Source organism: Kitasatospora sp. NPDC127035 (genome assembly GCF_042726075.1).
Lineage (GTDB): Bacteria > Actinomycetota > Actinomycetes > Streptomycetales > Streptomycetaceae > Kitasatospora.
The window spans coordinates 1-24869 of sequence record NZ_JBHXDN010000011.1; the positions used below are offsets into that span (position 1 = coordinate 1).

At 73.7% G+C, this 24869-nt stretch carries 20 protein-coding genes and 1 pseudogene; 14 read left to right on the top strand and 7 right to left on the bottom strand.

The window, feature by feature from the left end:
• Positions 1 to 38 precede the first annotated feature (38 nt).
• Complete coding sequence (gene lpdA / locus ACFWIC_RS09630) at positions 39 to 1451, bottom strand: dihydrolipoyl dehydrogenase (RefSeq protein ID WP_329950570.1); 1413 nt, start codon at positions 1449 to 1451, stop codon at positions 39 to 41.
• Positions 1452 to 1720: 269 nt separating this feature from the next.
• Complete coding sequence (locus tag ACFWIC_RS09635) at positions 1721 to 3226, bottom strand: M28 family peptidase (RefSeq protein WP_380517590.1); 1506 nt, start codon at positions 3224 to 3226, stop codon at positions 1721 to 1723.
• A gap of 229 nt (positions 3227 to 3455) precedes the next feature.
• Between ACFWIC_RS09635 and ACFWIC_RS09640 the strand changes: the two genes are divergently transcribed.
• The 5 genes from ACFWIC_RS09640 (at position 3456) to ACFWIC_RS09660 (ending at position 8081) form a co-directional block, all read left to right on the top strand.
• Positions 3456 to 3632: an antitoxin gene (locus ACFWIC_RS09640; RefSeq protein WP_329875774.1), complete on the top strand. Its 177-nt coding sequence runs from the start codon at positions 3456 to 3458 to the stop codon at positions 3630 to 3632.
• 247 nt (positions 3633 to 3879) lie between these two features.
• Positions 3880 to 4365 (top strand): TrkA C-terminal domain-containing protein, encoded by a 486-nt coding sequence (locus ACFWIC_RS09645; RefSeq protein ID WP_329950568.1) that lies wholly within the window; start codon positions 3880 to 3882, stop codon positions 4363 to 4365.
• Between the two features lie 4 nt (positions 4366 to 4369).
• Positions 4370 to 5713, top strand: coding sequence for a cation:proton antiporter (locus tag ACFWIC_RS09650; RefSeq protein ID WP_329875770.1), 1344 nt, complete (start codon positions 4370 to 4372; stop codon positions 5711 to 5713).
• A gap of 347 nt (positions 5714 to 6060) precedes the next feature.
• On the top strand, positions 6061 to 6735 hold the full coding sequence (locus ACFWIC_RS09655) for a TetR/AcrR family transcriptional regulator (protein ID WP_380517344.1): 675 nt from the start codon (positions 6061 to 6063) through the stop codon (positions 6733 to 6735).
• Positions 6732 to 8081 carry an MFS transporter gene (locus ACFWIC_RS09660; RefSeq protein ID WP_380517347.1) on the top strand — a complete coding sequence of 450 codons (1350 nt, stop codon included), beginning with the start codon at positions 6732 to 6734 and terminating at the stop codon, positions 8079 to 8081. Before ACFWIC_RS09655 ends, ACFWIC_RS09660 begins: the two co-directional genes overlap by 4 nt.
• A 285-nt stretch (positions 8082 to 8366) precedes the next feature.
• Here the strand turns inward: ACFWIC_RS09660 and ACFWIC_RS09665 are convergent.
• Positions 8367 to 9449, bottom strand: a pseudogene (locus tag ACFWIC_RS09665) (MATE family efflux transporter); the annotation flags it as partial.
• A 163-nt stretch (positions 9450 to 9612) separates the two neighbouring features.
• Here ACFWIC_RS09665 and ACFWIC_RS09670 point away from each other — a divergent pair.
• From ACFWIC_RS09670 to ACFWIC_RS09695, 6 genes are all read left to right on the top strand, one after another.
• A complete protein-coding gene (locus ACFWIC_RS09670) occupies positions 9613 to 10155 on the top strand; it encodes a PadR family transcriptional regulator (protein WP_380363365.1) in 543 nt (180 codons plus the stop codon).
• Positions 10156 to 10415: 260 nt separating this feature from the next.
• Positions 10416 to 11312 (top strand): class I SAM-dependent methyltransferase, encoded by an 897-nt coding sequence (locus tag ACFWIC_RS09675; protein ID WP_380517350.1) that lies wholly within the window; start codon positions 10416 to 10418, stop codon positions 11310 to 11312.
• A gap of 142 nt (positions 11313 to 11454) precedes the next feature.
• Positions 11455 to 12378, top strand: coding sequence for an acyltransferase domain-containing protein (locus ACFWIC_RS09680; protein WP_380517353.1), 924 nt, complete (start codon positions 11455 to 11457; stop codon positions 12376 to 12378).
• 197 nt (positions 12379 to 12575) lie between these two features.
• The gene (locus ACFWIC_RS09685; RefSeq protein ID WP_380517356.1) at positions 12576 to 13484 is read left to right on the top strand and encodes an oxaloacetate decarboxylase; all 909 of its coding nucleotides are present in this window, start codon (positions 12576 to 12578) and stop codon (positions 13482 to 13484) included.
• Positions 13481 to 13780, top strand: a complete 300-nt coding sequence (locus ACFWIC_RS09690) for a hypothetical protein (RefSeq protein WP_355400341.1) — start codon at positions 13481 to 13483, stop codon at positions 13778 to 13780. The genes ACFWIC_RS09685 and ACFWIC_RS09690 overlap by 4 nt, the downstream gene beginning before the upstream one ends.
• A 104-nt stretch (positions 13781 to 13884) precedes the next feature.
• Positions 13885 to 14877, top strand: a complete 993-nt coding sequence (locus ACFWIC_RS09695; RefSeq protein ID WP_380517360.1) for a bile acid:sodium symporter family protein — start codon at positions 13885 to 13887, stop codon at positions 14875 to 14877.
• Positions 14878 to 15038: 161 nt separating this feature from the next.
• On the opposite strand, the gene ACFWIC_RS09700 is transcribed toward ACFWIC_RS09695, so the two are convergent.
• The 3 genes from ACFWIC_RS09700 to ACFWIC_RS09710 are packed head-to-tail and all read right to left on the bottom strand — an operon-like array spanning position 15039 to position 18327.
• Entirely contained in the window at positions 15039 to 15962 is a 924-nt protein-coding gene (locus ACFWIC_RS09700) for a hypothetical protein (RefSeq protein ID WP_380517363.1), read from the bottom strand.
• Positions 15959 to 17935 carry a GMC family oxidoreductase gene (locus ACFWIC_RS09705; RefSeq protein WP_380517366.1) on the bottom strand — a complete coding sequence of 659 codons (1977 nt, stop codon included), beginning with the start codon at positions 17933 to 17935 and terminating at the stop codon, positions 15959 to 15961. The genes ACFWIC_RS09700 and ACFWIC_RS09705 overlap by 4 nt, the downstream gene beginning before the upstream one ends.
• Positions 17936 to 17970: 35 nt before the next feature.
• Entirely contained in the window at positions 17971 to 18327 is a 357-nt protein-coding gene (locus ACFWIC_RS09710) for a hypothetical protein (protein WP_329950559.1), read from the bottom strand.
• Positions 18328 to 18655: 328 nt separating this feature from the next.
• Between ACFWIC_RS09710 and ACFWIC_RS09715 the strand changes: the two genes are divergently transcribed.
• Positions 18656 to 19582, top strand: coding sequence for a DUF4389 domain-containing protein (locus ACFWIC_RS09715; protein WP_380517369.1), 927 nt, complete (start codon positions 18656 to 18658; stop codon positions 19580 to 19582).
• Between the two features lie 121 nt (positions 19583 to 19703).
• Here ACFWIC_RS09715 and ACFWIC_RS09720 read toward each other — a convergent pair whose 3' ends face one another.
• On the bottom strand, positions 19704 to 21587 hold the full coding sequence (locus ACFWIC_RS09720; RefSeq protein WP_380517372.1) for a S8 family serine peptidase: 1884 nt from the start codon (positions 21585 to 21587) through the stop codon (positions 19704 to 19706).
• 383 nt (positions 21588 to 21970) lie between these two features.
• Here ACFWIC_RS09720 and ACFWIC_RS09725 point away from each other — a divergent pair, with 383 nt between their 5' ends.
• Positions 21971 to 22447, top strand: a complete 477-nt coding sequence (locus ACFWIC_RS09725) for a GreA/GreB family elongation factor (RefSeq protein WP_329875747.1) — start codon at positions 21971 to 21973, stop codon at positions 22445 to 22447.
• A gap of 46 nt (positions 22448 to 22493) precedes the next feature.
• Positions 22494 to 24833, top strand: coding sequence for an FdhF/YdeP family oxidoreductase (locus tag ACFWIC_RS09730; protein WP_380517375.1), 2340 nt, complete (start codon positions 22494 to 22496; stop codon positions 24831 to 24833).
• The last annotated feature ends 36 nt before the right edge of the window (positions 24834 to 24869 follow it).

The window sequence follows — 24869 nt, forward strand, 5'->3', positions numbered from 1 at the left end:
TCCCGGATCCGGGACGAGACCCGCGACCGGATCCGGAATCACATGTTGATCATGTGCCCGGCCAGCCCGTGGATCGCCTCCTTGACCGCCTCGCCGAGGGTCGGGTGGGCGTGGACGTTGCGGGCCACCTCGTGCACGGTGAGGTCCCACTGCTGGGCCAGGGTCAGCTCCGGCAGCAGCTCCGTGACCTCGGGCCCGATCAGGTGGGCGCCGAGCAGCTCGCCGTGCTTGCCGTCGCTGATGACCTTGACGAAGCCGATCGGGTGGCCGAGGCCGTGGGCCTTGCCGTTGGCGGTGAACGGGAACTTGGCGACCTTGACGTCGTAGCCGAGCTCGCGGGCCTGCACCTCGGTGTAGCCGAAGCTGGCGATCTGCGGCTGGCAGTAGGTGGCGCGCGGGATCATCGCGAAGTCCAGCTCCATGGTCTCCGCACCGGCGATGGTCTCGGCCGCGATGACGGCCATCGCCTCGGCGGCGTGGGCCAGCATCAGCTTGGCGGTGACGTCACCGATGGCGAAGATGTGCTCGACGTTGGTCCGGCCGCGCCCGTCGACGGCGATCGCACCGCGCTCGGTGAGCCTGACGCCGGTGTTCTCCAGGCCGTAGCCGTTGACGCGCGGCGCGAAGCCGATCGCCTGGAGGACCTTGTCGGCCTCCAGGACCTTCTGCTGCCCGTCCTTGGCGGTGACGGTGACGCGGACCTTGGCCGCCGGGTCCTTGTCGTCGATCGAGTCGACGCGGGTGGAGGTGAGCACCTCGATGCCGAGCTTGCGGTACTGCTTGGCGAGCTCGGCGGAGACCTCGGCGTCCTCCAGCGGCACCATCCGGTCGAGGAACTCGACGATGGTGACCTTCACGCCGTAGTTGTGGAGCACGTAGGCGAACTCGACGCCGATCGCGCCCGCGCCCGCGATGACGATGCTGCCGGGCAGGTCCTCGGTGAGGATCTGCTCCTCGTAGGTGACCACGCGGTCGCTGAGGCCGGTGCCGGGGAGCAGCCGGGTGGAGGCACCGGCGGCGATGATGCAGTGGTCGAAGGTGACGATCTCGAAGCCGCCGCCGTTCAGCGCGACCTGGAGGGTGCGGTCGTCGACGAAGGTGCCGCGGCCGTCGTACTCGGTGATGCCGTTCTTCTTCATCAGGTAGTGGACGCCCTTGACGCGGCCGTCGGCGACGGTGCGGCTGCGCTTGAAGGCCTCGCTGTAGTCGAAGGTGACCTGGCCCTCGATCCTGATACCGAAGGTCTTGGCCTCCTTGGTGACGATGTGCGCGAGCTCGGCGTTGCGCAGCAGTGCCTTGGAGGGGATGCAACCGACGTTGAGACAGACCCCGCCCCAGTACTTCGACTCGATGACGGCGGCCTTCAGGCCGAGCTGGGTCGCGCGGACGGCCGCGGTGTAGCCGCCGGGGCCCGCGCCGAGGACGACGACGTCGTAGTGCGTGCTGCTCATGGTGCTGACTCCTCCGAGGGTGTCACGGTGACGTGATCTCCGTGCCATGGTGTCAGGCGCCCCGGCGTCGCACCCATCGGGCCCCGACCGGCGCCCCGGGCGGTGGGGCGCCCGCGGCCGGGGCGCCCACGACTCCGGCCCGGCCTCCCGTCCGCACGGGGCGGGAGGGGGGACCGGGCCGGGTCGGGCGCGGAGGCGGGCGGGGCCTCGGCCCCCTCGGGCAGCAGCCCTCCGGGGCCGGGGCCGGGCCCCGGGTTCCACCGGTGCGGTCAGGCCTCGACCTCGTGGGCGTGGCCCTCCTGGAGGCCGCCGCCGCTGCCGGCCTGGCCGTCGGTGTGCTGCGGCGCGACCGGCGCGTACAGCGAGGAGAGGTCCCACGCGTAGGTGCCGACGGCGTTCGCGATCACGGCGATGTTGACGTCGAAGGCGGCGAGGTCGAGGTTCTCCAGGTCGTCGCAGGCCTTGTGGTAGCACTTGTCGAAGGCCACCCCGGCGGTGCCGCCGTAGCGTGCGGCCTGCTCGGCGGTCTTGATCACCTCGGCGCCCGTGTCGGTGCCGCCGGCCGGGATGCCCGCCTCGATGAACGGTCCGTAGTCGGAGCGGCCGGTGAAGTCGGTGCCCTCGTGCGGGACGTCCCAGTCGTCGAGGAAGTCGGTGATGTGGCGTTCGAGCTGCGCGGAGCCGGCCGGGCCGGGGCCCGAGCCGACGTGGTCGGAGTCGTCGCCGTCGTAGACGAACTGGGCGGAGTTGGGCGAGGCGATCATGTCGAAGTTCAGGTAGAGCTTGATCTTCTTCTTCTCGGCCTCGGACAGCGACTTCACGTAGGCCTCGGAGCCCTTGAGGCCGAACTCCTCGGCGGACCACCAGGCGAACTTCACCTTGTTCTTCACCGGCCGGGTGCCGAGGTTCTTCGCGACCTCCAGGATGCCGGCCGAGCCCGAGCCGTTGTCGTTGATGCCGGGCCCGGTCACCACGGAGTCGAGGTGGGAGCCGACGACCACGGTGTTGTCCTCGTCGCCGCCGCGGGTCTCCGCGAAGACGTTCCAGGTCTTGCGCTTCTCCATGAACGTGCGGATGTCCAGGGCGACGGTCACCGGGCCGGCCGCGGCCTTGGCGGCGAGGGCCTCACCGGCGGCCTGGGAGATGCCGCCGGTCGGGATCCGGCCGGCGGCCGGGTCGCCGAGGGTGCCGTTGAGGTCGCCCGCGGTGTTGTTGTAGACGATCGCCCCGGCCGCGCCGGCGTCGGCCGCCGCGGCCGCCTTGACGGCGAAGCTGCACCCGCCGCGGCGGATCAGGGCGACCTTGCCGGTGACCGTGCCGGCGGCGTAGTCGGTGGCCTCGCAGCCGGTCGTGGCATCCACCGGAACGACCGCGAGCCCGGTGGTCAGGCCGCCCGCCGGGCCGCTCACCGAGTAGGTCATGGTCCGCACCGTCAGCTCCTCGGCCTGCGGGGAGACCACGGCGAACCGCTCGGACAGGGCCTGGAAGAAGGTGTACTCGAACTCCTGCTTCGACACCTTCAGGCCGGCCCGGCGGGCCTGCTCGTAGACGTAGCCGGCGGACTGCTCGTGGCCGCGCGCGCCGGCCACCCGGTTGCCGCCGTTGCGGTCGGCGAAGCGCTGGAACGCCTCCAGGGTCTCGAAGGCCTCGTCCGCGCTGCTGTCGTCGACCAGCCGCGCGGCCAGTTTGGCCCCCTTGCGGGCCGGGTCCGAGTCTGCGGTGGCGGTGCCGGTGCCGACCAGCAGCAGCGGGGTCACCAGCGCCGCGACGGCCAGCGCGGCGCCCGCCGTGCGGCGGGCGGTGGCGGCCCGGGGGCGGGGCGTGGCGGCCTGGCGACCGGTCCGAACGTTCAAGGCGAGTCCTTCCGACGGTCCGTGGGACTCCCGATTTGACATGTTCCTCGCCGCCTTGCCAACCCCGGCGCGCAAGCTGACCGGATGCGGACACTCCGGTGCGCGGTGATGCTGGAGGGAGTGGGGCCGTCTCATCCAGGAGTGTGACCACATGTCCATGATGGACAAGCTGAAGCAGATGCTGAAAGGCCACGAGAGCCAGGCCGAGAAGGCCGTCGACAAGGGCGGTGACATGGTCGACGACCGGACGCAGGGCAAGTACAGCGGCCACGTCGACACGGCCCAGGAGAGGGTGAAGGACCAGCTGCGCGACCAGCCGCCCCAGTAGGGCCGCCGTTCCGGCGGTCCCGTCCCGACCGGCGGACCGCTTCCCGGCAGGCCGTCTCCCCCGGTTCGAGGTGTCGTTTTCGGCTCCTCGGACCGGGGTGTCATTTTCGGACTTTACATACTCATTACTATTGATCCGGTTGCGCGTTCGCGTGTCACACGCGGTCAGGCGCCGGCGTTCCTCTGTGCTCCGGCGCGCCCGCGCCACACGCAGCCCCGCGGAGCACCCTGACGAGAGGACAGCCGCCGTGTCGATCCCCCGTGTCCGGACCACCCCGCTGCCCGGTGTCGGCGTCCAGTACGACCTCACCACCCGAGAACAACGGCACCTGTCCGTGATCGCCCACCGGGACGGTGCGCGCAGTCTGAACGTCTACCGCTCGGACGACCCGGACGCCTGCTCCCAGGCGTTCCGGCTCACCGCCGAGGAGTCCGCCGCCCTGGTCGACGCCCTGACGCCCGCTCACCACAGCCCGGGCCTGCTGCACACCACCGACCTCGGTCTGGTCGCCGAGCGGCTCCCGGTCGAGGGCGCCTCGTACTGGAACGGGCGGCTGCTCGGCGAGACCCGGATGCGCACCGAGACCGGCGCCTCGATCGTCGCCGTCCTGCGGCGCACCGGCGCCGTGCCCTCCCCCACACCCGACTTCCGGCTGGCCGGCGGCGACATCCTGATCGTCATCGGCACCCGCGAGGGCGTCGACACGGCGGCCGCGATCCTGGATCGGGAGTGATCGGATGCACACCGCCACCGTCTTCATCGAGCTCGGCTCCGTCATCCTCGTCCTCGGCCTGCTCGGGCGGATCGCCGGACGCTACGGCTTCTCCCCGATCCCGCTCTACCTGCTCGGCGGGCTGGCGTTCGGCAAGGGCGGGCTGCTGCCGCTGAGCGCCAGCGAGGAGTTCGTGGCCACCGGCGCCGAGATCGGCGTCGTCCTGCTGCTGCTGATGCTGGGCCTGGAGTACACCGCCGCCGATCTGGTGACCAACCTCAAGGCCCAGTACCCGGCCGGCGCCGTGGACTTCCTGTTCAACGCGACACCCGGGGCGGTGGCCGCGCTGCTGCTCGGCTGGGGCCCGGTGGCGGCGGTGGTGCTGGCCGGGGTGACCTGGATATCGTCCTCGGGAGTCATCGCCAAGGTGCTCGGCGACCTCGGACGGCTCGGCAACCGGGAGACCCCGGTGATCCTCAGCATCCTGGTGCTGGAAGACCTGGCGATGGCGGTCTACCTGCCGATCCTGACCGCGCTGCTGGCCGGCGCGGGCCTGCTCGCGGGCTCCGTCACACTGGCCATCGCCCTGGCCACGGCCGGCGCGGTGCTCTTCGTCGCCCTCCGCTACGGGCGCCTGATCTCGCGGTTCGTCTCGCACGACGACCCGGAGAAGCTGCTGCTGGTGGTCCTCGGACTGACCCTGCTGGTCGCGGGCATCGCCCAGCAGCTCCAGGTGTCGGCCGCGGTCGGCGCCTTCCTGGTCGGCATCGCCCTGTCCGGCGAGGCCGCGGAGGGCGCGCACATCCTGCTCAGCCCGCTGCGGGACCTCTTCGCCGCGGTGTTCTTCGTGTTCTTCGGTCTCAGCACCGACCCGACCAGCATTCCGCCGGTCCTGCTGCCGGCCCTGCTGCTGGCCGTGGTCACCGCGCTCACCAAGGTCGCGACCGGCTACTGGGCGGCGCGGCGCGCGGGGATCGCCACGCGGGGCCGGTGGCGGGCCGGCGGGGCGCTGGTGTCACGCGGGGAGTTCTCGATCGTCATCGCCGGCCTGGCCGTCACCGCGGGCATCGAGCCCGGCCTCGGCCCGCTGGCGACCGCGTACGTGCTGATCCTGGTGGTCACCGGGCCGCTGGCCGCGCGCTACACGCAACCGGCCGTCGAACGGCTCGGCACGGTGCTGGGACGGCAGCGGTGGGTACCGACCCGCGCGCCCGGCTCGGGGCCCGCGCACCTCCCCGGGCAGGGCGGGGCACCGGCCCAGGAGGCCGGACCGACGGTTCCGGACGCCGAGCAGATCCCGCCCGGCACGCCGACGCCGGGCTCCACGGCGGCCGATTCGGGCCAGACGCTCGACGGGCTGTCGCGCTGACGCCCCGTTCGTTCCCACGTCCGTTCCCGGGGCGGGTCACCGACGGTGACCCGCCCCGGGGCGTTCCCCGTCCGGCGCGGTGCCCGTGACGCCGTCCGGTCGTCCGTCCGTCCGGTCGTCCGCACCGGCGCGCGCGCCGGGATCCGCGCCGCCGACCGGCCCGGCGCCGGTGCCGCAGTGTTCACAGGGCCCCGGTCCGGGACGCTCCCGCAGGCGCCCGCAGTCCTCGCACACCCGGTCCAGCCAGCAGGCCGGCTCGCCGCCTTCGTCCATGCCGCCGATTCTGCCCGCCGACCCGCTCCGACCGCGAGTAGACAATGTCTACTCGATCTTGGTAGACAGTGTCCATGACCGATCAGGACTCCACCACCGGCCTGCGCGGGCGCCTGGTGACGGCCGGCGTCGAGCTGGTGACCCGCGAGGGCGTGCACGCCCTCACCCTGCGCGAGATCGCCCGCCAGGCCGGCGTCTCGCACGGCGCCCCCCGCCGCTACTTCGCCACCCACGTCGAACTGCTCGCGGCCATCGCCCGGCGCGGCTTCGACGACCTGGCCGCCTCGCTCGGCCTCGCCGGGCCGGCCGCGGACCCTGTCGGAGCAGGTGGCCCCGCCGCCCGGGCGGCGCTCGGCCGGCTGGCCCGCGGCTACCTCGACTTCGCGGCCGCCCAGCCCGGCATGTTCGAGCTGATGTTCCGCCACGACGTGCTGGAGGGCAGCGGCTCCGACCTGCGGCGGACCACCCTGCCGCTCTTCGAGGTCATCGCCCGCCTGGTCGCCGAGGCCCGCCCGGACACCGCGGGCCGCACCGGCGGGCCCGGGCCGTACGCCGCCGCACCGCCCGGCGTCCCGGACCCGGCCGGCGTGCCCGACCCCGTCACCGCCGCGGCGGCGTTCTGGGCCAACCTCCACGGCCTCGCCCAGCTCCGCGCCTGGGGCACCCTGCGGCTCGTCACCGGAACCGACACCCTCGAACCGCTGCTGCGCGCCGCCCTCGACGCCCACCTCGGCCCGGAGCCCCGGTGAACGCGGCCACCCGGCAGCGCCTCACCCTGGCCGGCAGCATCACCGGGGCCGCCGTCGTGGCCCTCGACGGGACGGTGCTCACCGTCGCCCAGCCGAGCCTCCGACGCGACCTCGACGCCTCCCTCTCCGACGTGCAGTGGACCAGCACCGCGTACCTCATCACCGTGGCCAGCCTGCTGGTCTTCGCCGGGCGGCTCGGCGACCGCTACGGACACCAGCGGGTCTTCGCCGTCGGCGTGCTCGGGTTCGCCGCCAGTTCCGCGGGGATCGCCCTGGCGCCCGACATCGGCTGGGTGATCGCCCAGCGGGTCGCCCAGGGAGTGGCCGGCGCACTGCTCCAGCCCGCCACCCTCGGACTGCTGCGGGCCGCCTACCCCGCCGACCGGCTCGGCACGCCGATCGCGCTGCGCACCAGCGCGATCGGCCTGGCGGCCGCCGCCGGCCCGGTCGTCGGCGGTGCGCTGACCACCCACTTCGGCTGGCGGTCCGTCTTCGTCCTCACCGTCCTGCCCGCCGTCGCGGCCGGCGCCGCCGCCCTGTTCGTCCGGCTCCCGCACGCGCCCGGCGACCGCGCCGCCGGGCTGGACCTCCCCGGCGCCGCGCTGCTGGGGGCGACGCTGTCCTGCCTGGCCTTCGCCCTGACCGGAATCCCCGACCGGGGCTGGACGGCCGGCACCTGGCTCGGCCTCGCCGCGTCCGCCGCGCTGGGAGCCGCCTTCCTCCGGCACGAGCGGCGCACCGCGCGACCGCTGCTGCCACCGGCCGTGATCGGCTCGACCACGGTGACGGCGGCCCTCGGCGTGCTGTCGACCGCCTCGGCCGCGCTCTTCGGCACGATCTTCCTCGGCACCTACTTCCTCCAGGACGTCCTCGCCCTCGACCCGCTCGCGAGCGCGGTGCGGTCCCTGCCACTGGCGGTGGCGATGGTGGCGTCCGCGCCGGCCTCCGCCGTGCTGGCCCGCCGGTACGGTCCGCGCCGTACGGTCGTGGCGGGGATGTCGGCGATCGCGGCCGGGGCCCTGGGGGTCGCCGGGTTCGGACCGGCCACCGGCGTGCTCGCGATCGGTGGGGCCTTCCTGCTGCTGGGCGCCGGGTTCGGGACGGTGATGGTCACCGCGACGGCGGCGATCGTCCGTGCCGCCTCGCCGGCCGACGCCGGGGTGGCGGGCGGGCTGCAGCAGACCGCGATGAACATCGGTCCGGCCGTCGGTGTGGCCACCGCGGCCACCCTGACCGCGGGCCATCCGCTGGTCACCGCCCTGGGCCCGGCGCTCTGGGCCCTGGCCGCCACCGCCGCCGCGGGCGCCCTGCTCGCCACCCGCCTGCCGCACGGTCGCACCGCCTGAGGCCCGCCCCGACGCCGGGCCGTCCGCGGGGGTCACCGCCGGGTGACCCCCCGCGGACGGCCCGGCGGACTCCGCGGACCCCTCCGGCGGCCCGGCCGGCCGGCGGCGGACCGTCAGGACGTGGAGCAGCACCAGCTGGACGAGCGCGCCGACCGCCGTCCCGGCCCACAGGCCGGCCACCCCGAACGGGCCCGACAGCGCGATGCCGGAGGCGAGTTGCGCCGTGAGGCCGAGCAGCACGGACACCATCAGCGGGCGCCCGGCGCCGACCGCCTGATGGACCCCGCCGAGGGCGACCACCAGCGCGTACGGCAGCAGGTAGAGCCCGGCCGTCCGCAGGAACCCGACCGCTTCGCCGGCCACCGCCGGGTCGTCCGTGAAGAGCCGGGCCAGCGGCACCGCCGTGACCGCGCAGAGGACGGCCGCACCGCCGCCGAGCGCGCCGGCCAGCCGGGCGGTGTCGCGGCCCAGGGCGCGCACGGCACCGGCCCCGACCAGCCGGGCGGCCTCGATCGCGGCGGCCTGCCGGACGGCGTAGAAGGCCATGGTGACGACCAGCAGCACCCGGTAGCCGACCCCGTACCCGGCCACGGCGGGCACGCCGAAGGAGGCCACCAGCCCGAGCTGGACCGTCCCGACGCCCATCCGGGCGGTGAAGTCGAGACCGGACGGCGCACCGGCGGCCGCGATCCGGCGTGCCGTCCGCAGCAGCCCGTCCGGGTGGGCGGGCAGCCGGTGGCGGCGCCGGAGGAGCACGGTGACCGCGAGGGTCACGGCCCGGGAGGCGGTCAGGGCGAGGGCCGCGCCGGTGACGCCGAGGGCCGGCAAGGGGCCCGGACCGAGGATCAGCAGCGGGTCCAGGACCAGCAGCAGCGCGTTCGAGAGCAGGGCCGTCCGCATCGGCGTCCGGGTGTCGCCGGTGCCCTTGAACAGCTCGTCGGCGATCCGCTGGCCGAAGAACAGCACGAAGGCGGGGAACGCGACCGTGAGGTAGTCGGCCGCGAGTCCGGCGGCCTCGCCGTCCAGGAAGGCGTCGGCCAGCGGTGCGCGGAACAGGAAGCCGGGGACGGCGATCGCGACGCTGCCGACGGCGCAGAGCCGCCAGGCGGCACCTGCGACCCGGCCGGCCTCGGCCCGGTCGCCCGCGCCGTGGGCCCGCGAGAGCCGCAGGGTCGTCCCCGAGACGACCACCAGGACCAGGCCGAGCAACAGGTTCTCCACGGTGCCGGCGAGCGTGACGGCGGCGACGGCCGGCCCGCCCAGCCCGGCCACCCAGAAGGTGCCGACGACGGAGGCGACCACCCCGGACAGCAGTTCCCCGTAGACCGGTCCCGCCAGTGCGACCAGTCGTGGCAGGTGCCCCCGCATGATGTCTCCCCGTGCTCCGCCGCGCCCCGGCGGGCGCTTGCCTCGAATAGAGATACATCGAATCGATGCATCCCGGCAAGGGATACCATGACGCCCGTTCAGAGCCCGTACGAGCGGGTGTCCGGCCCGACCGGACGTCACGACGGCGGAAGGACGTGCGACGGTGCTGACCCTCGCGATCCTCGGATTCCTGCACGAGGAGCCGCTGCACGGCTACGAGCTGAAGTCCCGGATCCGCGGCCTGACCGGCCACGTCCGACCGGTCAGCGACGGCGCCCTCTACCCCGCGATCACCCGCCTGGAGAAGGCCGGGATGCTGCTGCGCCACAGCAGGCCGGGCAGCGGAGCCGTCCCCCGGCAGGTCCTGGAGCTCACCCCCGGGGGGCGGGAGGAACTGGAGCGGCGGCTGGCCGAACCGGAGGAGGCCGAGATCTCCGACCAGATCCGCTTCTTCACCGTCGCCGCCTTCCTCCACCGCCTCCCCGACCCGGCCCGCCAGGCCGCCGTGCTCCGTCGGCGACTGGCGTTCCTGGACGCGCCGAGCAGCTTCTTCTACGACGCGGACGGCCGACCGGTCGCCGCCGAACAGGAGGACAACCCGTTCCGGCGCGGCATGCTGCTGGTCGCCCGGGCCTCCGGCGCGGCGGAACGGGCCTGGCTCGCGGAGACGATCACCCGGCTGGAGGGCGCCGGGCCGGCGAGGTAGCCGGGCGGCGCCCGCCCGGCGACGCGTGGACGCCGGGACGACGCCCGGGGGTGTCCGCACCGTGACGCGAGGATGAACACGGGGCCCGACCGGCGCGTGCGGAAAGTCCTTCCGCACGGCTCCCCGCGGCGCCCGCCCGTCGCTATGATGACGCCCTCGCAGCACGGCCGGTCCGCCCCCCGGACCAGGGCACTGCCGCGCGTGAACCGCTCGCCGGGCCCCGCCCGCGCACGCTCCGCCCCGTCCGCAGGGAGACCGCCGTGCCCAGTGCCGACACCGCCACCGGCCCCGCCGCCACGACCGCGACCACGGCGGCACCCCGCCCGGCCCCGAGCCGGGACGCCATCCCCGGCTGGTTCTTCCGGCTCGACCAGGAGGCCTTCCGCCACCTGCTCGCCGCCCAGAGCACGGCCGGACGCACCGGCGACATCCTCGAACTCGGGACCTACCTCGGCCGCAGCGCCGTCCTCCTCGGCGACCACCTGCGGCCGGGCGAGCGGCTGACGGTCTGCGACCTCTTCGACTCCGAGGCCGGCGACGCCGACAACGCCGCCGAGATGACGATGTCGTACCGGACCTCGCTCACCAGGGCCGCGTTCGAGGCGAACTACCTGGCCTTCCACCCGCGGCTGCCGGAGATCGTCCAGGCGCCGACGTCGGTGCTGGCCGACGGCCGGATCCCGGCCGACAGCTGCCGCTTCGTCCACGTCGACGCCTCCCACCTGTACGAGCACGTGGCCGGGGACATCGAGGTGGCGCGGGCGGCACTCGCCGAGGACGGCCTGGTGGTCCTGGACGACTACCGCTCGGAGCACACCCCCGGTGTCTCGGCGGCGGTCTGGCAGGCGGTGTTCACGGGCGGACTGCGGCCGGTGCTGCTCACGCCGATGAAGTTCTACGGGACGTGGGGCGACGCCGAGGCGGTCCGTCGGATCCTGCTGGCCCGGGACTGGCGGGCCGAGGGCTTCACCGTGGACGAGGACACCATCGCCGGGGTGCCGGTCGTCCGGCTGAACAACGCCGTACGGTCGGGCACGGCGCCGCGGTCGACCCCCCGACGACTGCTGCTCGACCTCCTCCCGCCGGTGGCCACCCGGACGGTTCGCCGGGCGCTCCGGGGGCTGCGCGACCGCCGCGCGGGCGGCCGGGCGCGCTGACCTCACGGGCGCGGTCGGCGCCGGCCCTCACCCGGCCGACCGCGCGGGCCCGGTTCCCCGCGCCCGGACACCCCGCCGGTCGATAGGGTCACCCGGTCGCCCCGCTCGGACGGCCGAGCGGGCCGCGCACCGAGGAGGAACCGTGGAGCAGTACCTGCCGGCGGACGAGGAACTGGCGGACGCGCTGCTGGAACTGGCAGTCCCGTTCGACGCGGTGAACGGAGTGCTGGCCGCGCGGTCGCGGCTGGCCCGGGACCGCGGCCTGCGGACCGTCTTCGAGGAGATGCTGCACCTCCAGACCGCGGCGGTCGGAACGCTCGGACGGCCGTCCGGTCTCACCCGCGACTGGCCGGCCGACACCGACGGCGGCGGGCTGCTCTCCACCCTGCTGTTCGTCGCCCTGGCACCGCACACCCGGGCGTACCACCGGACGCTGGGAGTCGCGCCGGAGGTGACCCGGACCACCCTGGCCGATCTCGGCCGGCAGCTCGCGGTGAGCCGGTGGCGCGGACGGCCCACCGGGCTGGGCAGCCCCTCCTGGCTGACACTGCACTTCCGCGGCGAGCTGTTCCAGCTCGGCCGGCTCCAGTTCCAGCGCAGGAGCACGACCGGCGACGGCGGACCGGACGCCCGGGTCACCGAGGCCGCCCGGGCGGCGGGCCTCGGCGAGTGGATCCTCCAGCTGCACGTCCCCGACAGTTCCGGCCCGCTCTCCCCCGCGGCCTGCGACCGCTCGCTGGAGCGGGCCCGGGCGTTCTTCCCCGCCCACTTCCCCGCCGAGCCGTACCGGGCGGCCTGCATCTTCTCCTGGCTGCTGGACCCCCAGCTCGGGCACTACCTGCCCGACGACTCGAACATCGTGCGGTTCCAGCGGCGGTTCGTCCCGCTGCGCCGCCCCGGCGGCCCCCCGGAGCCCGAGGACACCAATCCGCTCCGCTACGTCTTCGGCGACGCCGGGCAGCCCCTCGCCTCGCTCCCCCGCGACACCGCCGTCCAGCGCGCGCTCGTCGACCACCTGGGCGCGGGCGGTCACTGGTACGTGATCGGCGGCCGGCTCGCGCTCTGAGCGCCGTCCTCGCCCCATTCTCGGCGAATTCCTCGGATCAATATGACTGCATATCACTCTCGCGAGGGAACTTCCCTTAAAGATTTGCCCACGGAACATTAAAGAGAGCATAGTGATGTTGCCTCAGTTGGCCCTAGGAATGGCCAATTTATGGCAAAGTCCCGTGCGTCCCGCGTGCGGGTCCCGCAAGTGAGGAGATGGCGTTGCGACACGAGAACCTTCACGAGAGCGGCATCGCTGCCGCAAGTCACGGACAGCGGCTGCGCGAGCGGATCGCCACCCCGGGAACGACCCCGCTCATCGGCGTCTACGACATGTACTCCGCATCGATCGCAGCCGAACACTACGACGGAATGTTCGTCTCCGGTTTTGGATTCGCGGCGTCCTACTACGGCCTGCCCGACATCGGATTCATCGCCTGGCCGGACATGGTCGCCTTCGTGGAGCGGCTGCGCGGCGCCTTCCCGCAGCACCACCTGCTGGTCGACATCGACGACGGCTACGTCGATCCCGAGGTGGCCTGCCACGTGGTGCGGCGGCTGGAGCGGATCGGCGCGTCCGGTGTGATCCTGGAGGACCAGAAGCGGCCCCGGCGGTGCGGCCACGCCGACGGCAAGCAGGTCCTCCCGCTCGACGAGTACCTGGAGAAACTGCACCAGGTGCTCGCCACCCGCACCGACCTCGTGGTGGTCGCCCGGACGGACGCCACCGAGGAGTCCGACATCCTCCGGCGGGCGGAGGCGCTCGCCGCCACGGACGCGGACGTCGTCCTCGTCGACGGCGTCCGCAGCGAGGAGTGGATCCGACGGATCCGGCAGGTCGTGGGCGACAAGCCGCTGCTCTTCAACCAGATCGCCGGCGGCAAGTCACCGCGGCTCTCCCTCTCGGAGCTCGGCGATCTGGGGGTCGACGTCGCGATCTACAGCACCCCCTGCCTGTTCGCCGCCCATCAGGCGATGGACGAGGCACTGGCCGGCCTCAAGGGGGCGGACGGCCGGCTCCCGGCCCCGGTCGGGCAGCGGCGCGAGATCGGTGTCCGCGAGTCCACGGAACTGCTGGAGCGGAACATCGCACGGCCGCACGTCCGCGAGGAGGTGGGCGTGTGAAGGGCCTTGGCCCGGGCCGGCCCGCCCGGCCGCGCCGGGGGCGGCGGCACGTGGCCGCCGCCGGACTGGCCGGTGCCTGGGCGGTGCTCGGCTGCGCCGTCCCGGCGGCGGCGGAGCGGAGCCTGATCACCGTGATCGACAACCCCAGGATCGACTCGATCGTCGAGGTGGACCGGACGGCCAACCTCCAGACCGGTCGGGGCTCGGCCGGCAGCGACCACGACGGCGGCGTCGTCCTGGCGACCGGTCTGCTGGGAGTGCCCGCGACGGGCCCGGAGGCGGAGGGGGAGACGTGAACGCGGCCCGTCGGCACCGGGCACCGCCACCGGACGCGCGGGGCCGCCCGGCACCCGGCGGCGCGGGCCCACCACGGCCCTGGTGGCGCGCCCTCGATCCCTACGTGGCGGCCTTGGCCGGGGCGGTGCTGCTCGCCGCACTGCTGCCCGCCACCGGACGGGCCGCGCGCGGCGCCGACCTGGCCTGCGACCTCGCGGTCGGCCTTCTCTTCTTCCTCTACGGCGCCCGGCTGTCGGCCCGCGAGACGGTCGCCGGACTCCGGCACCTGCGGTTGCACGGGCTCGTACTCGTCTGCACCTTCGTCGTGTTCCCGCTGTTCGGGGTCGCCACGGCGATCCTGACGCCCGTCCCGCTCACCGAGCAGGTGCGGGCCGGGGTGCTGTTCCTCTGCCTGGTCCCGTCGACGGTCCAGTCCTCGGTCGCGCTCACCGGCGCCGCGCGGGGCAACGTACCCGCCGCGATCTGTGCCGGGACGTATTCGAGCCTGGCCGGTCTGGTACTGACCCCGTTGCTGGCGGCCTGGTTGCTCGGCGCCCGCGCCGCCCTGTCGGCGGAGGGCGTGGTGCGGATCTGTGCCCAGTTGCTCGCGCCGTTCGTCGTCGGGCAGCTGCTGCGCCCGTGGATCGGCGCCTTCCTGAGCCGCCACCGGCGGGTGCTCACCCCGGTCGACCGGGGCTCGATCCTGCTGGTCGTCTACACGGCGTTCAGCAGCGCGGTGGAACAGGGCATCTGGCACACGGTCACACCCACCGTCCTGCTCGGCCTGGCGGCGGTCCTGCTGCTCCTGCTCGCCACCACCCTCGCCTGCGCCGCGCTGGGCGTCCGGCTCCTGGGGCTGGACCGGGCCTCGGGCATCGCGGCGGTACTCTGCGGTTCGCAGAAGAGCCTGGCCGGCGGGCTGCCGATGGCCACCGTGCTGTTCGGCCCTCAGGCCGGCCTCCTGGTGCTGCCATTGATGATGTACCACCAGTTGCAGCTCGTGGTGGGCACGCTGCTCGCGGGCCGCTGGGCCCGGTCGGCGACGGACGGCCCCACGGCCCCCGCCGTCGAGGAGGAGGCGGTGGGCACCGCTCGGGCCTCACCCGAACCGGCCTGAGCCGGCCTGACCCGAACGGCCGGCCTGTTCCTGTGGACGCCCGCACGCCTCCGTTCCCGCACCCCGGCACCCAGCGCGCCTGCGCGCCTGCCGGTGCGCCCTCCGTCCGGGCACGCCGGCAGGCGACGGGCGAGGTCCGGACCGTACGCCCGGCCCGGACCTCAGGGCAGGTAGTAGGCGCGGTGGTGGGCGGCCACCGGGGCCGACTGGTACGTCCACACCCCCGCGGCGGGCGCCTCGCCCACCAGCCGCGCGAGGTCTCCGACGGCCTCCGCCGTCCGGTCGCCGAGCGTGAGCCGGATCCGTCCGGCGGTGCGGTCGTCGAGCGGGTGGAAACGGTACGGCTGGTGCACCAGGAGCGGCCCGGCCAGCAGCCTGCCCTCCTGGTCGGTGCCGTACCCGGTGATCGGGGTGTTCACGACCGGCTCGCCGTCGAGTCCGGCGAGGTCGGCCTCGACCGCGAGGAGTTCCTCGTCGTACCGCCGGAGGCGGCGCGGTGCGTCGGCACCGTCCTGTCCGTCCTGTCCGCCCTGTCCGTCCGGCCCGTCGTGTCCGTCCGCGGCGTCCGTCCGGTCCGGTTCCAGGGCCGCCCGGCGGCAGGAGAAGGACCAGCGGTCGTGGACGGCGGCCGCGTTGAGCGAGGGCAGCACCGTCACGAACCAGCCGGGGTACTTGGGTTCGGCGTAGAGCCGGGTGCCGGCGTCGATGGCGAGCGGGTTGTCGCAGAGCACGTGGAGGCGGGCGATGCCGAGCAGACCGGTCCGGTCGTAGCCGCGGGCGTACTCGCCGTAGCCGACGGCCGGGAGCCGGTCGGCGGCGTTCCGGGGGTAGGCGATGACGTTGATCTCCACCTCCTCGGTGATGCCGCCGCCGGTGGGGTACTGCGCGAAGTAGAGCTGGTAGTTGAGCGAGACACACGCCCGGTCCCCGAACTCGGCTGCGGCCAGCGCGGGGTGGCGCTTCGCGAGCAGTTCGCGAACGGGCCCCGGCTCGACCAGGTAGTCCACGCCGATGTTGTGCAGGGCGCCGTAGTGGAACGGCAGGTGGTAGGGCTCCGGTACGGGTGGGAGAGGCAGACCGGTCACAGGGACTCCCGGAGAGGTGCGGCCGACGGACGGGCCGAAGGGACGACGGCGGACGGAGAAACGACAGGAACGGCGGGAACGGCAGCGGGAGCGACAGCGGGAATGTCAGGGACAGCGGGCTGCGGTCCGGTCGGCGACGGTGCGGCGAGTGGCGCACCGTCAACGGTCGGTGCCGCAGGCGGTACGGCGGTCGACGGCGTCGAGGTCGACGGCACGGCGGGCGACGGCGCCGAGAGCGTGGCCCGGTCCCGCAGCGCCAGCAGGTCCTGGTGGATCCGGTCGGCGCTGCGCAGCGCGAGCGCGGCCATGGTGAGCGAGGGGTTGGACGTGCCGAGGGAGGGCATGGAGCCGCACCCGACGGCGTAGAGATTGGGGTGTTCCCAGCAGCGTTGCCACTGGTCGACCACGGACGTGGCCGGCGAGTCGCCCATGACGTGGGTGCCGCCGGCGTGGCCGGCGCCGCGGTAGGCGTAGCTGCGGCCCTCGTGCTCCAGCCGGCCGGGCCAGCCCGGGCCCGCCTCGTAGCGGGTGTGGTCCTCGGCACCGAGCAGCGCGAAGAGCTGGTCGGAGACCGCGCGGGCGGAGGCCATGCCGGCCCGGACGTACGGGGAGAGGTCGTAGCGGATCGCCGGACGCGGCAGGCCCAGGCGGTCCCGGCGGTCGGGGTCGAGGGTGACCCGGTTCGCCGGGTCGGCCGGCTGCTCCAGTTCGAACTGGAGGGAGAACTGACGGCCGAGCCGGTCGCCCAGCCGATGCCGCAGCTCCTTCCCGCGCAGTCCCGCACGGAGCAGCCCCTCGACCTCGACCTGGGGCGGTCCGACGGCCCAGGACCAGCCCCAGTTGCCGATCTCGACCCGGTACGGCGCCCGGCGCCTGCGGGCCGGACCGAAGCGGAAGGACTCCAGCCCACTGGTCGACCCGGGCCCCCGGTAGGGGCCGACGGGCTCGGGCATGAGGCCCCAGGTGAGCAGCGCCGGGTGGTCCATCAGGTTTCGGCCGACCTGGCCGCTTCGTTCGGCGAGGCCGGAGAGGAGCAGCAGCCGGGCGTTCTCGACGGCGTGGGCGGCGAGGACGACGAGGTCGGCCTCCGCGGTGTGGACGGCGCCGTCGGCGAGGTACTCGACACCGGTGGCGCGGCCGGTGCCGTCGACGAGGACCCGGCTCACCACCGCGTCGGTGCGCAGTCGGACCGTGGCCGCCCAGCGGGCCTGGGTGCGCAGCGGCGTGTACTTCGCCCCCGTCGGACAGACCGGCACGCAGCCGGCGCTGCCCCGGCAGAGCGGGCCGTGCCGGTCCCCCGGGCCGGAGGTGCCACCCGGCCGGGCGGTGGTCCGGCCGTTGCGGGCGTGCGGGGTGGCGGTGACGGCGAGCCGGGCGTCCTCGGTCATCGCCGGATCGCGGACGGTCCGGCCGTCGAGGGCGCGGGCGACGGTCCGGTCGAGGTGGCTCGCGGGGATGGCCCGCATCGGGAACGCGTAGTCCTCGGGGACGGGGAGTCCGACCGCGTGGCGCTGTTGCCCGGCGTCGGCGGCGACGCCGAGTTCCTGCTCGGCCTCGCGGTAGTACGGTTCGAGGTCGTGGTAGCCGATCGGCCAGTTGCGGCCGTGTCCGAGGTCGGCGGTGCGGAAGTCCTCGGGGTGCATGCGCGGGGTGAGGCCGGTCCAGAGCAGTCCGGTGCCGCCGTTGGCGCGCAGGTAGCCGCTGGCGTAGGGCAGCGGGCCGTGCTGGACGAGGTGTCCGGTCGCGGTGAAGCCGCCGCCGGGAAGGCCGACGAGGTCGGTGACGTCGGGAGAGGGGGCGTCCTCGCTCAGGGGGTACGGGGAGGTGGGGGCGCCGCCGCCGGCCGCGCGGTACGCGGTGGTGGTCGCGACCGCGTCCGGGACGGGGCGGCCGGCCTCCAGGACGAGGACCCGATGGCCCTGCGCGCCGAGACGGTGGGCGACCAGCGAGCCGGCGAACCCTGCCCCGACCACGATGACGTCCTGGTCCCGGTCTGTCGGTCGGCGGTTCACCGGTCACCGCCGCCGTTCGGGGCTTCGGACCAACTGCCGTGTCCGGGGGCGGTGGAGCCGGGCGGGGCGCCGTGGAAGGTCCGCCACATCAGTCCCTGGTCGTAGGCGCGGGGCGAGGAGGGCGGTTCGTCCGGCCAGGCTCCGACGTACCAGAGGCGGAGGAGGGCGTGTTCGTCGCGGGCCCGGTGCGCGAGGAGCGTGCGGTGATGCTCGTCGGCCATACCGGTCGCGCGCAGCTCGGCCTCGTCGAAGCCGGTCAGCTCGGCGGAGACCCGGAGGAAGGCGTCGAAGTCCGCGAGGTCGGCGGGGCCGCCCCCGTCGGAGAGGTGGTCGTGGTCGTCGATCGCTGGCAAACCGGAACCCCCGCGGCGGGCACTGTACGTCCTGGACATGACAGCACACCCGGCCTGGACGGCCCCGCGCTGTCACGTCGATGCTGCCGCGCGACTCCTCGACCCCGAACCGACTGTTCGAAACCGGCCGCAGACGTTCGTTCTCCTGCTGTCGACGACCGCTGTCCGACCGATCTGCCGCCCTTTCGCACAGGAATATGAACGTTTCACCGACCGCGCCGTCCCCCGGTCGGCGCAGTACAGCGCGCGGGGGCGGCGGGCTGCTGCGATCTTCGGAGCACGCGGCGGGTTGGCCGCGCACGCCTGGCGTCGAGACCTGGAGGCACGGATGTGGCAGGCACCCCCCACCCCCGCCCCCCATCCGAGCGAGTGGCTGCCGGCCCTGGACATTCCGGCGCCGGGACCGCAGAACCGGCTCACCGTGCTGGTGCGTGTCCTGCTGCTGATCCCGCAGTTCATCGTGGTCTGGGTGCTGTCGGTGGTGGCGTTCCTGGTCGCGGTGGTCGGCTGGTTCGGCGCGCTGGTCCTGGGCCGGCTGCCGGTCTTCGCCGCCGACTACCTCTCCTCGTACGTGCCGTACGAGACCCGGGTGAACGCCTACCTGCTGCTGACGGTCGACCGCTATCCGCCGTTCGCTTTCCGGACCCCGGACTACCCCGTCCAGGTGGAGCTGCGGCCCGGTGAGCTCAACCGGCTCGCGGTGTTCTTCCGGCTGATCCTGGTGATCCCGGCGGCGATCGTCCAGGGCCTGCTCTACGCCGGGTGGTGGGTGGTCGGGTGGATCAGCTGGCTGGTGGTGCTGATCCTGGGGCGGATGCCCCAGCCGCTGTTCGAGGCGACAGCCGCGATCCTGCGCTACCGGATGCGCTACATGGCCTACCTGCTGATGCTCACCTCGGCCTACCCGAAGGGGCTGTTCGGTGACGAGCCCGACGGGCCGGTCCCGGTCCCGGTCGTACCGGCGTCGGGCGCCTCGGCACCGGGCGTCAAGGAGCCGGGCACACCGCTGTCCGCACAGGGCGCCTTCGGCCGGGCGCCCGGCGCCCGGGTCTCGGCGACCCGCCCCCTGGTGATGAGCGGCGGCGGGCGGGCGCTGCTGGTGGTCTTCCTCCTGCTCGGCCTGATCTCCGGGGTGACCGGTTCCGTCACCACGAGCTTCACCTCGGACGACGACGACGCCACGTGGTACTCCGGCCCGCCGGCGCCCGGGCCCGCGCTGTCCGGGCCGGTGGCACCCGGACCCGCGACGCCCTGATCCGACGGGGCGCCGGGCCACCCCGACGACCGGGCCCGGCCGGCGCCGCCCCGCCCCGACGACCTGCGCTCCGCCGCCCGGGAGGCGGCGGAGCGCAGGCGACGGCAGAGGTGCGGAAGGGCTAGAAGGTGAGGTTCCAGGCGTCGATCGTGCCGACGTCGCCCGAGGCGCCGTCCTTCACCCGCAACTTCCAGGTACCGGCCGCGAGACTCGCGGAGGCGTTCACCGTGTACGTCTTGACGACGTTGTCGGCGCTGTCGTTGTTCGCGAAGTCCTCCAGCAGGTACACCGTGCCGTCCGGGGCGACCAGGGAGACGACCAGGTCACCGCGGTAGGTGTGCTTGACGTCCACGCCGACCTTGAGGGTGGCGGGGGCGTTGCCGGCGACCCCGGTGACGGCGATCGGGCTCTCCGCGGTCGCGTTGTCGGCGACCGCGACGTCCGTCAGGTTCTCGAAGTACTTCCCGGTCGGCGGGGTGCCGCCGCCGACCGCCTTCAGCGCGTCGACCTGGCCCTCGCCGAAGAAGGCGTTGTTGGGGGTGGTCCCGGTGCAACGGCTGTCGGAGGCCGGGCAGGCCACGTCGTTGGCCTGGGTGGCGAGCCGGGACCGGATGTCGGCCGGGGTGAACGTCGGGTTGGCACCGGCGATCAGCGCCGCCACGCCGGCGACGTGCGGGGAGGCCATCGAGGTACCGCTCTTGCTGCCGTACTTGCCGCCCGGCAGCGTGGAGTAGACGCCGGTGGCGCCGTCCCCGCCCGGCGCGGCGACGTCGATGACGCCCCTGCCGAAGTTGGAGTAGGACGCCTTGCCGGTGCCGCTGGCCATCGCGGCGACGGTCACCACGCCGGGCAGCTCGGTCGGGATGTCGATGCAGGCGTTGGTGATGGTCCGGGTGACCTTGGTCGAGTCGTTGGGGCTCTCGCTGTCGGTCGTCTTGTTGGCCAGGTCGTAGTTGGAGTTGCCCGCGGCGGCGACCTGGAGGGAGCCCTTGCCCTCGGCGTACTCCTGGGCGCGCCGGACGCCCTCGATGATGGCCGCCTGGTCCACGTTGTCCGGGCAGTTGAACTGCCACGGGTCGGTGTAGTAGCTGTTGTTGGTCACCTTGAAGCCGTGGTCACCGGCCCAGACGAAGCCGCAGACGGTGTTCTCGGCGAAGAACAGCGTGCTGGTCGGCTCGGCTATCCGGACCGAGGCGATCTTGACGCCGGGGGCCACGCCGATGACGCCCTTGCCGTTCTTCGCCGCGGCTATGGTGCCGGCGACGTGCGTGCCGTGGGTGTCGACGTCGCGCCAGGCACCGGTACGGGTGTCGGCCTTGCCGTACGCGCAGGAGGCGGAGTCGGCGGCGTCGAAGTTGGGCGCGAGGTCCTGGTGCTGGTCGTCCACGCCGGTGTCCAGCACGCCGACCTTGACCGCGGACGAGCCCGTGGAGACGGCCCAGGCCTGGTCGGCCTTGATCTGGGTCATGTCCCAGCGGTTGCTCTCGGTGAGCGTGGTCGCGGACTGGCCGGGGTTGGCGGGAAGCGCCGGACTGTAGGCGTCGGCGGGGACGTCCGAGGTCCGGGTCGCACCGACCTGCTGGATTCCGGCCACCCCGCGCAGGGTCGCGGCGAAGGTGCCGGAGGTCGAGTGCGCGACGACGACGCCGATCGCGTCGTAACTCGCGAAGACCGTGCCGCCGTTGGCGGTGACAGCGGTCCTGGCGGCGGCGGTGTCGGCGGGGGCGCTGATGACCAGGTAGGCGCGGGTCCCGGCGGCCCAGCCCGCGGCGATCTGCGGCGCGGTCGCGGCGGCGGGGGCCGCGAGGGCGGTCGTGGTGCCCGGCGCCCCGGCCGGACCGGTGGCCGACTCGGCGGCGAACTTCGCGGAGACGGCGGGGGCGGTGGACGCGGCCGGCGCCGCGGCGGCCAGGGTGGCGGGTGCGGCCAGGGTCGCGGCGGCGAGCAGGGCGAGCGCGGCGGCGGGGCGGCCTGCGCTCCGGGATATCAGGGGTGACACGTGCATCCTCCGATCGACCCGTGCGTGAGGGGATCACACGGGGTTTGAACGCAACATGCCAGAACCGTGAGCATTTGGGGAAGGCCTTACGCATGACTCGTTGTCACAAACGTGTCAACTTTTGATGTCCCACCGATTGCCCCCGTCCGGCACCCGCCCGAAAACGACCACACGCCCGCCGGACGGAGGAGGGAGGAAGCCCGGAGGAAGGGCGGAGGAGACGCCTCGGGGGCGGCGGAGGAGGCGGGCAAGGGAGCGGCGGCCGAGCCCCTCGCCCCGACGGCCCCACCCCCGCCGCGGCGTGGCGATTTGACTGATATCTTCGAAAAGGCCCCAATTCTGCGATTGGCCGGAGACACCTCCCGTCCCCCGGCACGACAGGAGCAGGAATGACCGGTGGACCAGAGCCCATCAGCGAGGTCGCCCGCGAGGCACTCCGGCAGGACCTCGCCGACCTGCACATCGAACGCGAGAAGGTCGCCGCCACCCTGCGGAGCGGGGACGAGGTGGGTGATCCGGCGGACCAGGCCGACGAGTTGCAGCGCGCCACGGAGCTCGACCGCCTGGACCGCCGGATCGCCGAGATCGACGAACGGCTCCACGGGGCAGCCGTCGCGGGACGGCCCAGCACCGACGCGGTCGGCGTGGGCAGCACCGTCACGGTCCGGTTCGAGGACGGCACGGAGATGACCGTCCAGGTCGGCGAGGTCGCCGAGGCGCTGGACGAGACGCTGGTCACGGTCGACAGCCCGCTCGGCCACGCGCTGCTCGGCCACCGGGCCGGCGACACCGTCGACTACGAGACGCCCAGGGGGCGGACGGCCGCGGTCGTCCTGTCGATCGGCGCCGAGGACGGCGGGGTGTGACCTGCGGGGCCGACGGGGTCCCCGCACGGCGGAAGGGTGGAGAGCTTTGAGCACCGACAAGGACGAACAGGCCCCCCGGGACTCCGTGGGGCCCGACGGTCCCACGGAGTCCCGGGTCGGGCCCGTGCCGGAGGGGGAGCCGGAGTTCCGTCCCTACCACCACCCCGCCGCCGCCTGGGGCGCGGCCAAGAGCGTGAGCCGGTTCCTGGTCCGCAAGGGATCGCCGGTCGACAGCCCACGGGCCATCATGCGGATGAACCACGAGAACGGCGGATTCGACTGTCCCGGGTGTGCCTGGCCGGACGACACCAAGGGCCTGCACCTGGACATCTGCGAGAACGGGATCAAGCACGTCACCTGGGAGATGACCCGCAAACGGGTCGGCCGCGAGTTCTTCGCCGCGCACTCGGTGACCGAACTGTCCGGGTGGAGCGACTACGACCTGGAGAACCAGGGCCGGCTGACCGAACCGATGGTCTACGACCCCGCCTCGGACCACTACGTCCCGATCGACTGGAAGGACGCGTTCGAGCTGGTCGGCCGCACCCTGCGGGAGCTGGACGACCCGGACCGGGCCGCGTTCTACACCTCCGGCCGGCTCGGCAACGAGGCGACGTTCCTCTACCAGTTGATGGCCCGCGAGCTGGGCACCAACAACCTGCCGGACTGCTCCAACATGTGCCACGAGGCCAGCGGCCGCGCGCTGCAGGCCTCGCTCGGCACCGGGAAGGGAACCGTCGACCTCCAGGACTGGGAGGCCGCCGACGCGCTGTTCATCCTGGGGGTCAACGCCGCCTCCAACGCGCCCCGCATGCTCACCGCCCTCGCCGCGGCGTACCACCGCGGGGCCCGGATCGTGCACGTCAACCCGCTGGTCGAGGCGGCGGCCACCCGCACGATCGTCCCCCACGACTTCCTCGACATGGGCCTCTACCGCACGACCCGCACCAGCACCCTGAACCTGCAGCCCCGCATCGGCGGCGACATGGCGCTGCTGCGCGGCATGGCCAAGGCCGTCCTGGAACAGTCCGCCACCGACCCCCGGGCGCTGGACCGGGAGTTCATCGACCGCCACACCGCGGGCTTCGAGGAGTACCGCGCACTGTGCGAGGCCACGGCGTGGGAGGAGATCGAGCGGCAGTCCGGGCTGGTCCGCGCCGACATCCTGGAGGCGGCGCGCGTGTACGGCGAGGCCGACCGCAGCATCGTCAGCTGGTGCCTGGGGCTCACCCAGCACGAGCACGGCGTCGACACCGTCCGGGAGGTCGTCAACCTGCTCCTGCTCCGCGGCAACGTGGGCCGCGAGGGTGCGGGTCCCTCCCCCGTCCGCGGGCACAGCAACGTCCAGGGGAACCGCACCTGCGGCATCGACCACCGCCCCACCGACGAGTTCCTGGACCGCCTCGGCGAGGTCTGCGGGATCCGGCCGCCCCGGAAGCACGGCCTGGACACCGTCGGCACCATCAAGGCGATGCACGGCGGTGGGATCTCGGTGTTCGTCGGCATGGGCGGCAACTTCGCCCTGGCCGCGCCCGACACCCCGTACACCTTCGAGGCGCTGCGGGCCTGTGACCTGACCGTCCAGGTCAGCACCAAGCTGAACCGCAGCCACCTCGTGCACGGTCGCCTGGCCCTCGTCCTGCCCTGCCTGGGCCGGACCGAGAAGGACCATCAGCGCCGCGGCGTGCAGAGCACCTCCGTCGAGGACTCGATGAGCATGGTCCACCTGTCGGTCGGCATGAAGCGGCCCGCGTCCCCGCACCTGCTCTCCGAGCCGGCCATCGTCGCGGGCATGGCCCGTGCCGCCCTGCCCGACAGCGCCACGCCCTGGGAGTGGTACGTCGAGGACTACGACCGGATCCGCGACACGATGTCCCGGGCGCTCGACGGCTTCGAGGACTTCAACCGCCGGGTGCGCCTGCCCCTCGGCTTCCGCATCCGGCAGCCCGCCCGCGAGCTGGTCTTCCTGACGCCGTCCGGGCGCGCGGAGTTCTCCGCCGCCGCCCTGCCCGACGTCGTGCCCGCGCCCGGCACCCTGGCCCTGGGCACCATGCGCTCCCACGACCAGTGGAACACCACCATCTACTCCGACAACGACCGCTACCGGGGCGTCAAGAACCTGCGCACGCTCGTCTTCATGAACCGCGCCGACATGCGCGACCGCGGAATCGCCGACCTCGGTCCCGTCGACATCACCAGCACCGCCAAGGACGGCAGCCGGCGTTCCCTCCACGGCTACCTCGCGATCCCGTACGACATCCCCCGCGGGTGCGCGGCCGGCTACATGCCCGAGATGAACGTGCTCTGCGCGCTCGGCGACTACAGCACCCAGAGCGACCAGCCGATCATGAAGCACGTGAAGGTCACCATCGACCCCGCTTCCTGAGCGGGGCCTCGCAGGGGAGTTCCGAAGGGCCGGAGC

Coding starts and splice junctions, on each gene's coding strand:
- ACFWIC_RS09715 (WP_380517369.1), top strand. CDS start 18,656: ATGTGGCAGGCACCCCCCACCCCCGCCCCCCATCCGAGCGAGTGGCTG.
- ACFWIC_RS09640 (WP_329875774.1), top strand. CDS start 3,456: ATGTCCATGATGGACAAGCTGAAGCAGATGCTGAAAGGCCACGAGAGC.
- ACFWIC_RS09650 (WP_329875770.1), top strand. CDS start 4,370: ATGCACACCGCCACCGTCTTCATCGAGCTCGGCTCCGTCATCCTCGTC.
- ACFWIC_RS09725 (WP_329875747.1), top strand. CDS start 21,971: ATGACCGGTGGACCAGAGCCCATCAGCGAGGTCGCCCGCGAGGCACTC.
- ACFWIC_RS09655 (WP_380517344.1), top strand. CDS start 6,061: ATGACCGATCAGGACTCCACCACCGGCCTGCGCGGGCGCCTGGTGACG.
- ACFWIC_RS09720 (WP_380517372.1), bottom strand. CDS start 21,587: ATGCACGTGTCACCCCTGATATCCCGGAGCGCAGGCCGCCCCGCCGCC.
- ACFWIC_RS09685 (WP_380517356.1), top strand. CDS start 12,576: ATGGCGTTGCGACACGAGAACCTTCACGAGAGCGGCATCGCTGCCGCA.
- lpdA (WP_329950570.1), bottom strand. CDS start 1,451: ATGAGCAGCACGCACTACGACGTCGTCGTCCTCGGCGCGGGCCCCGGC.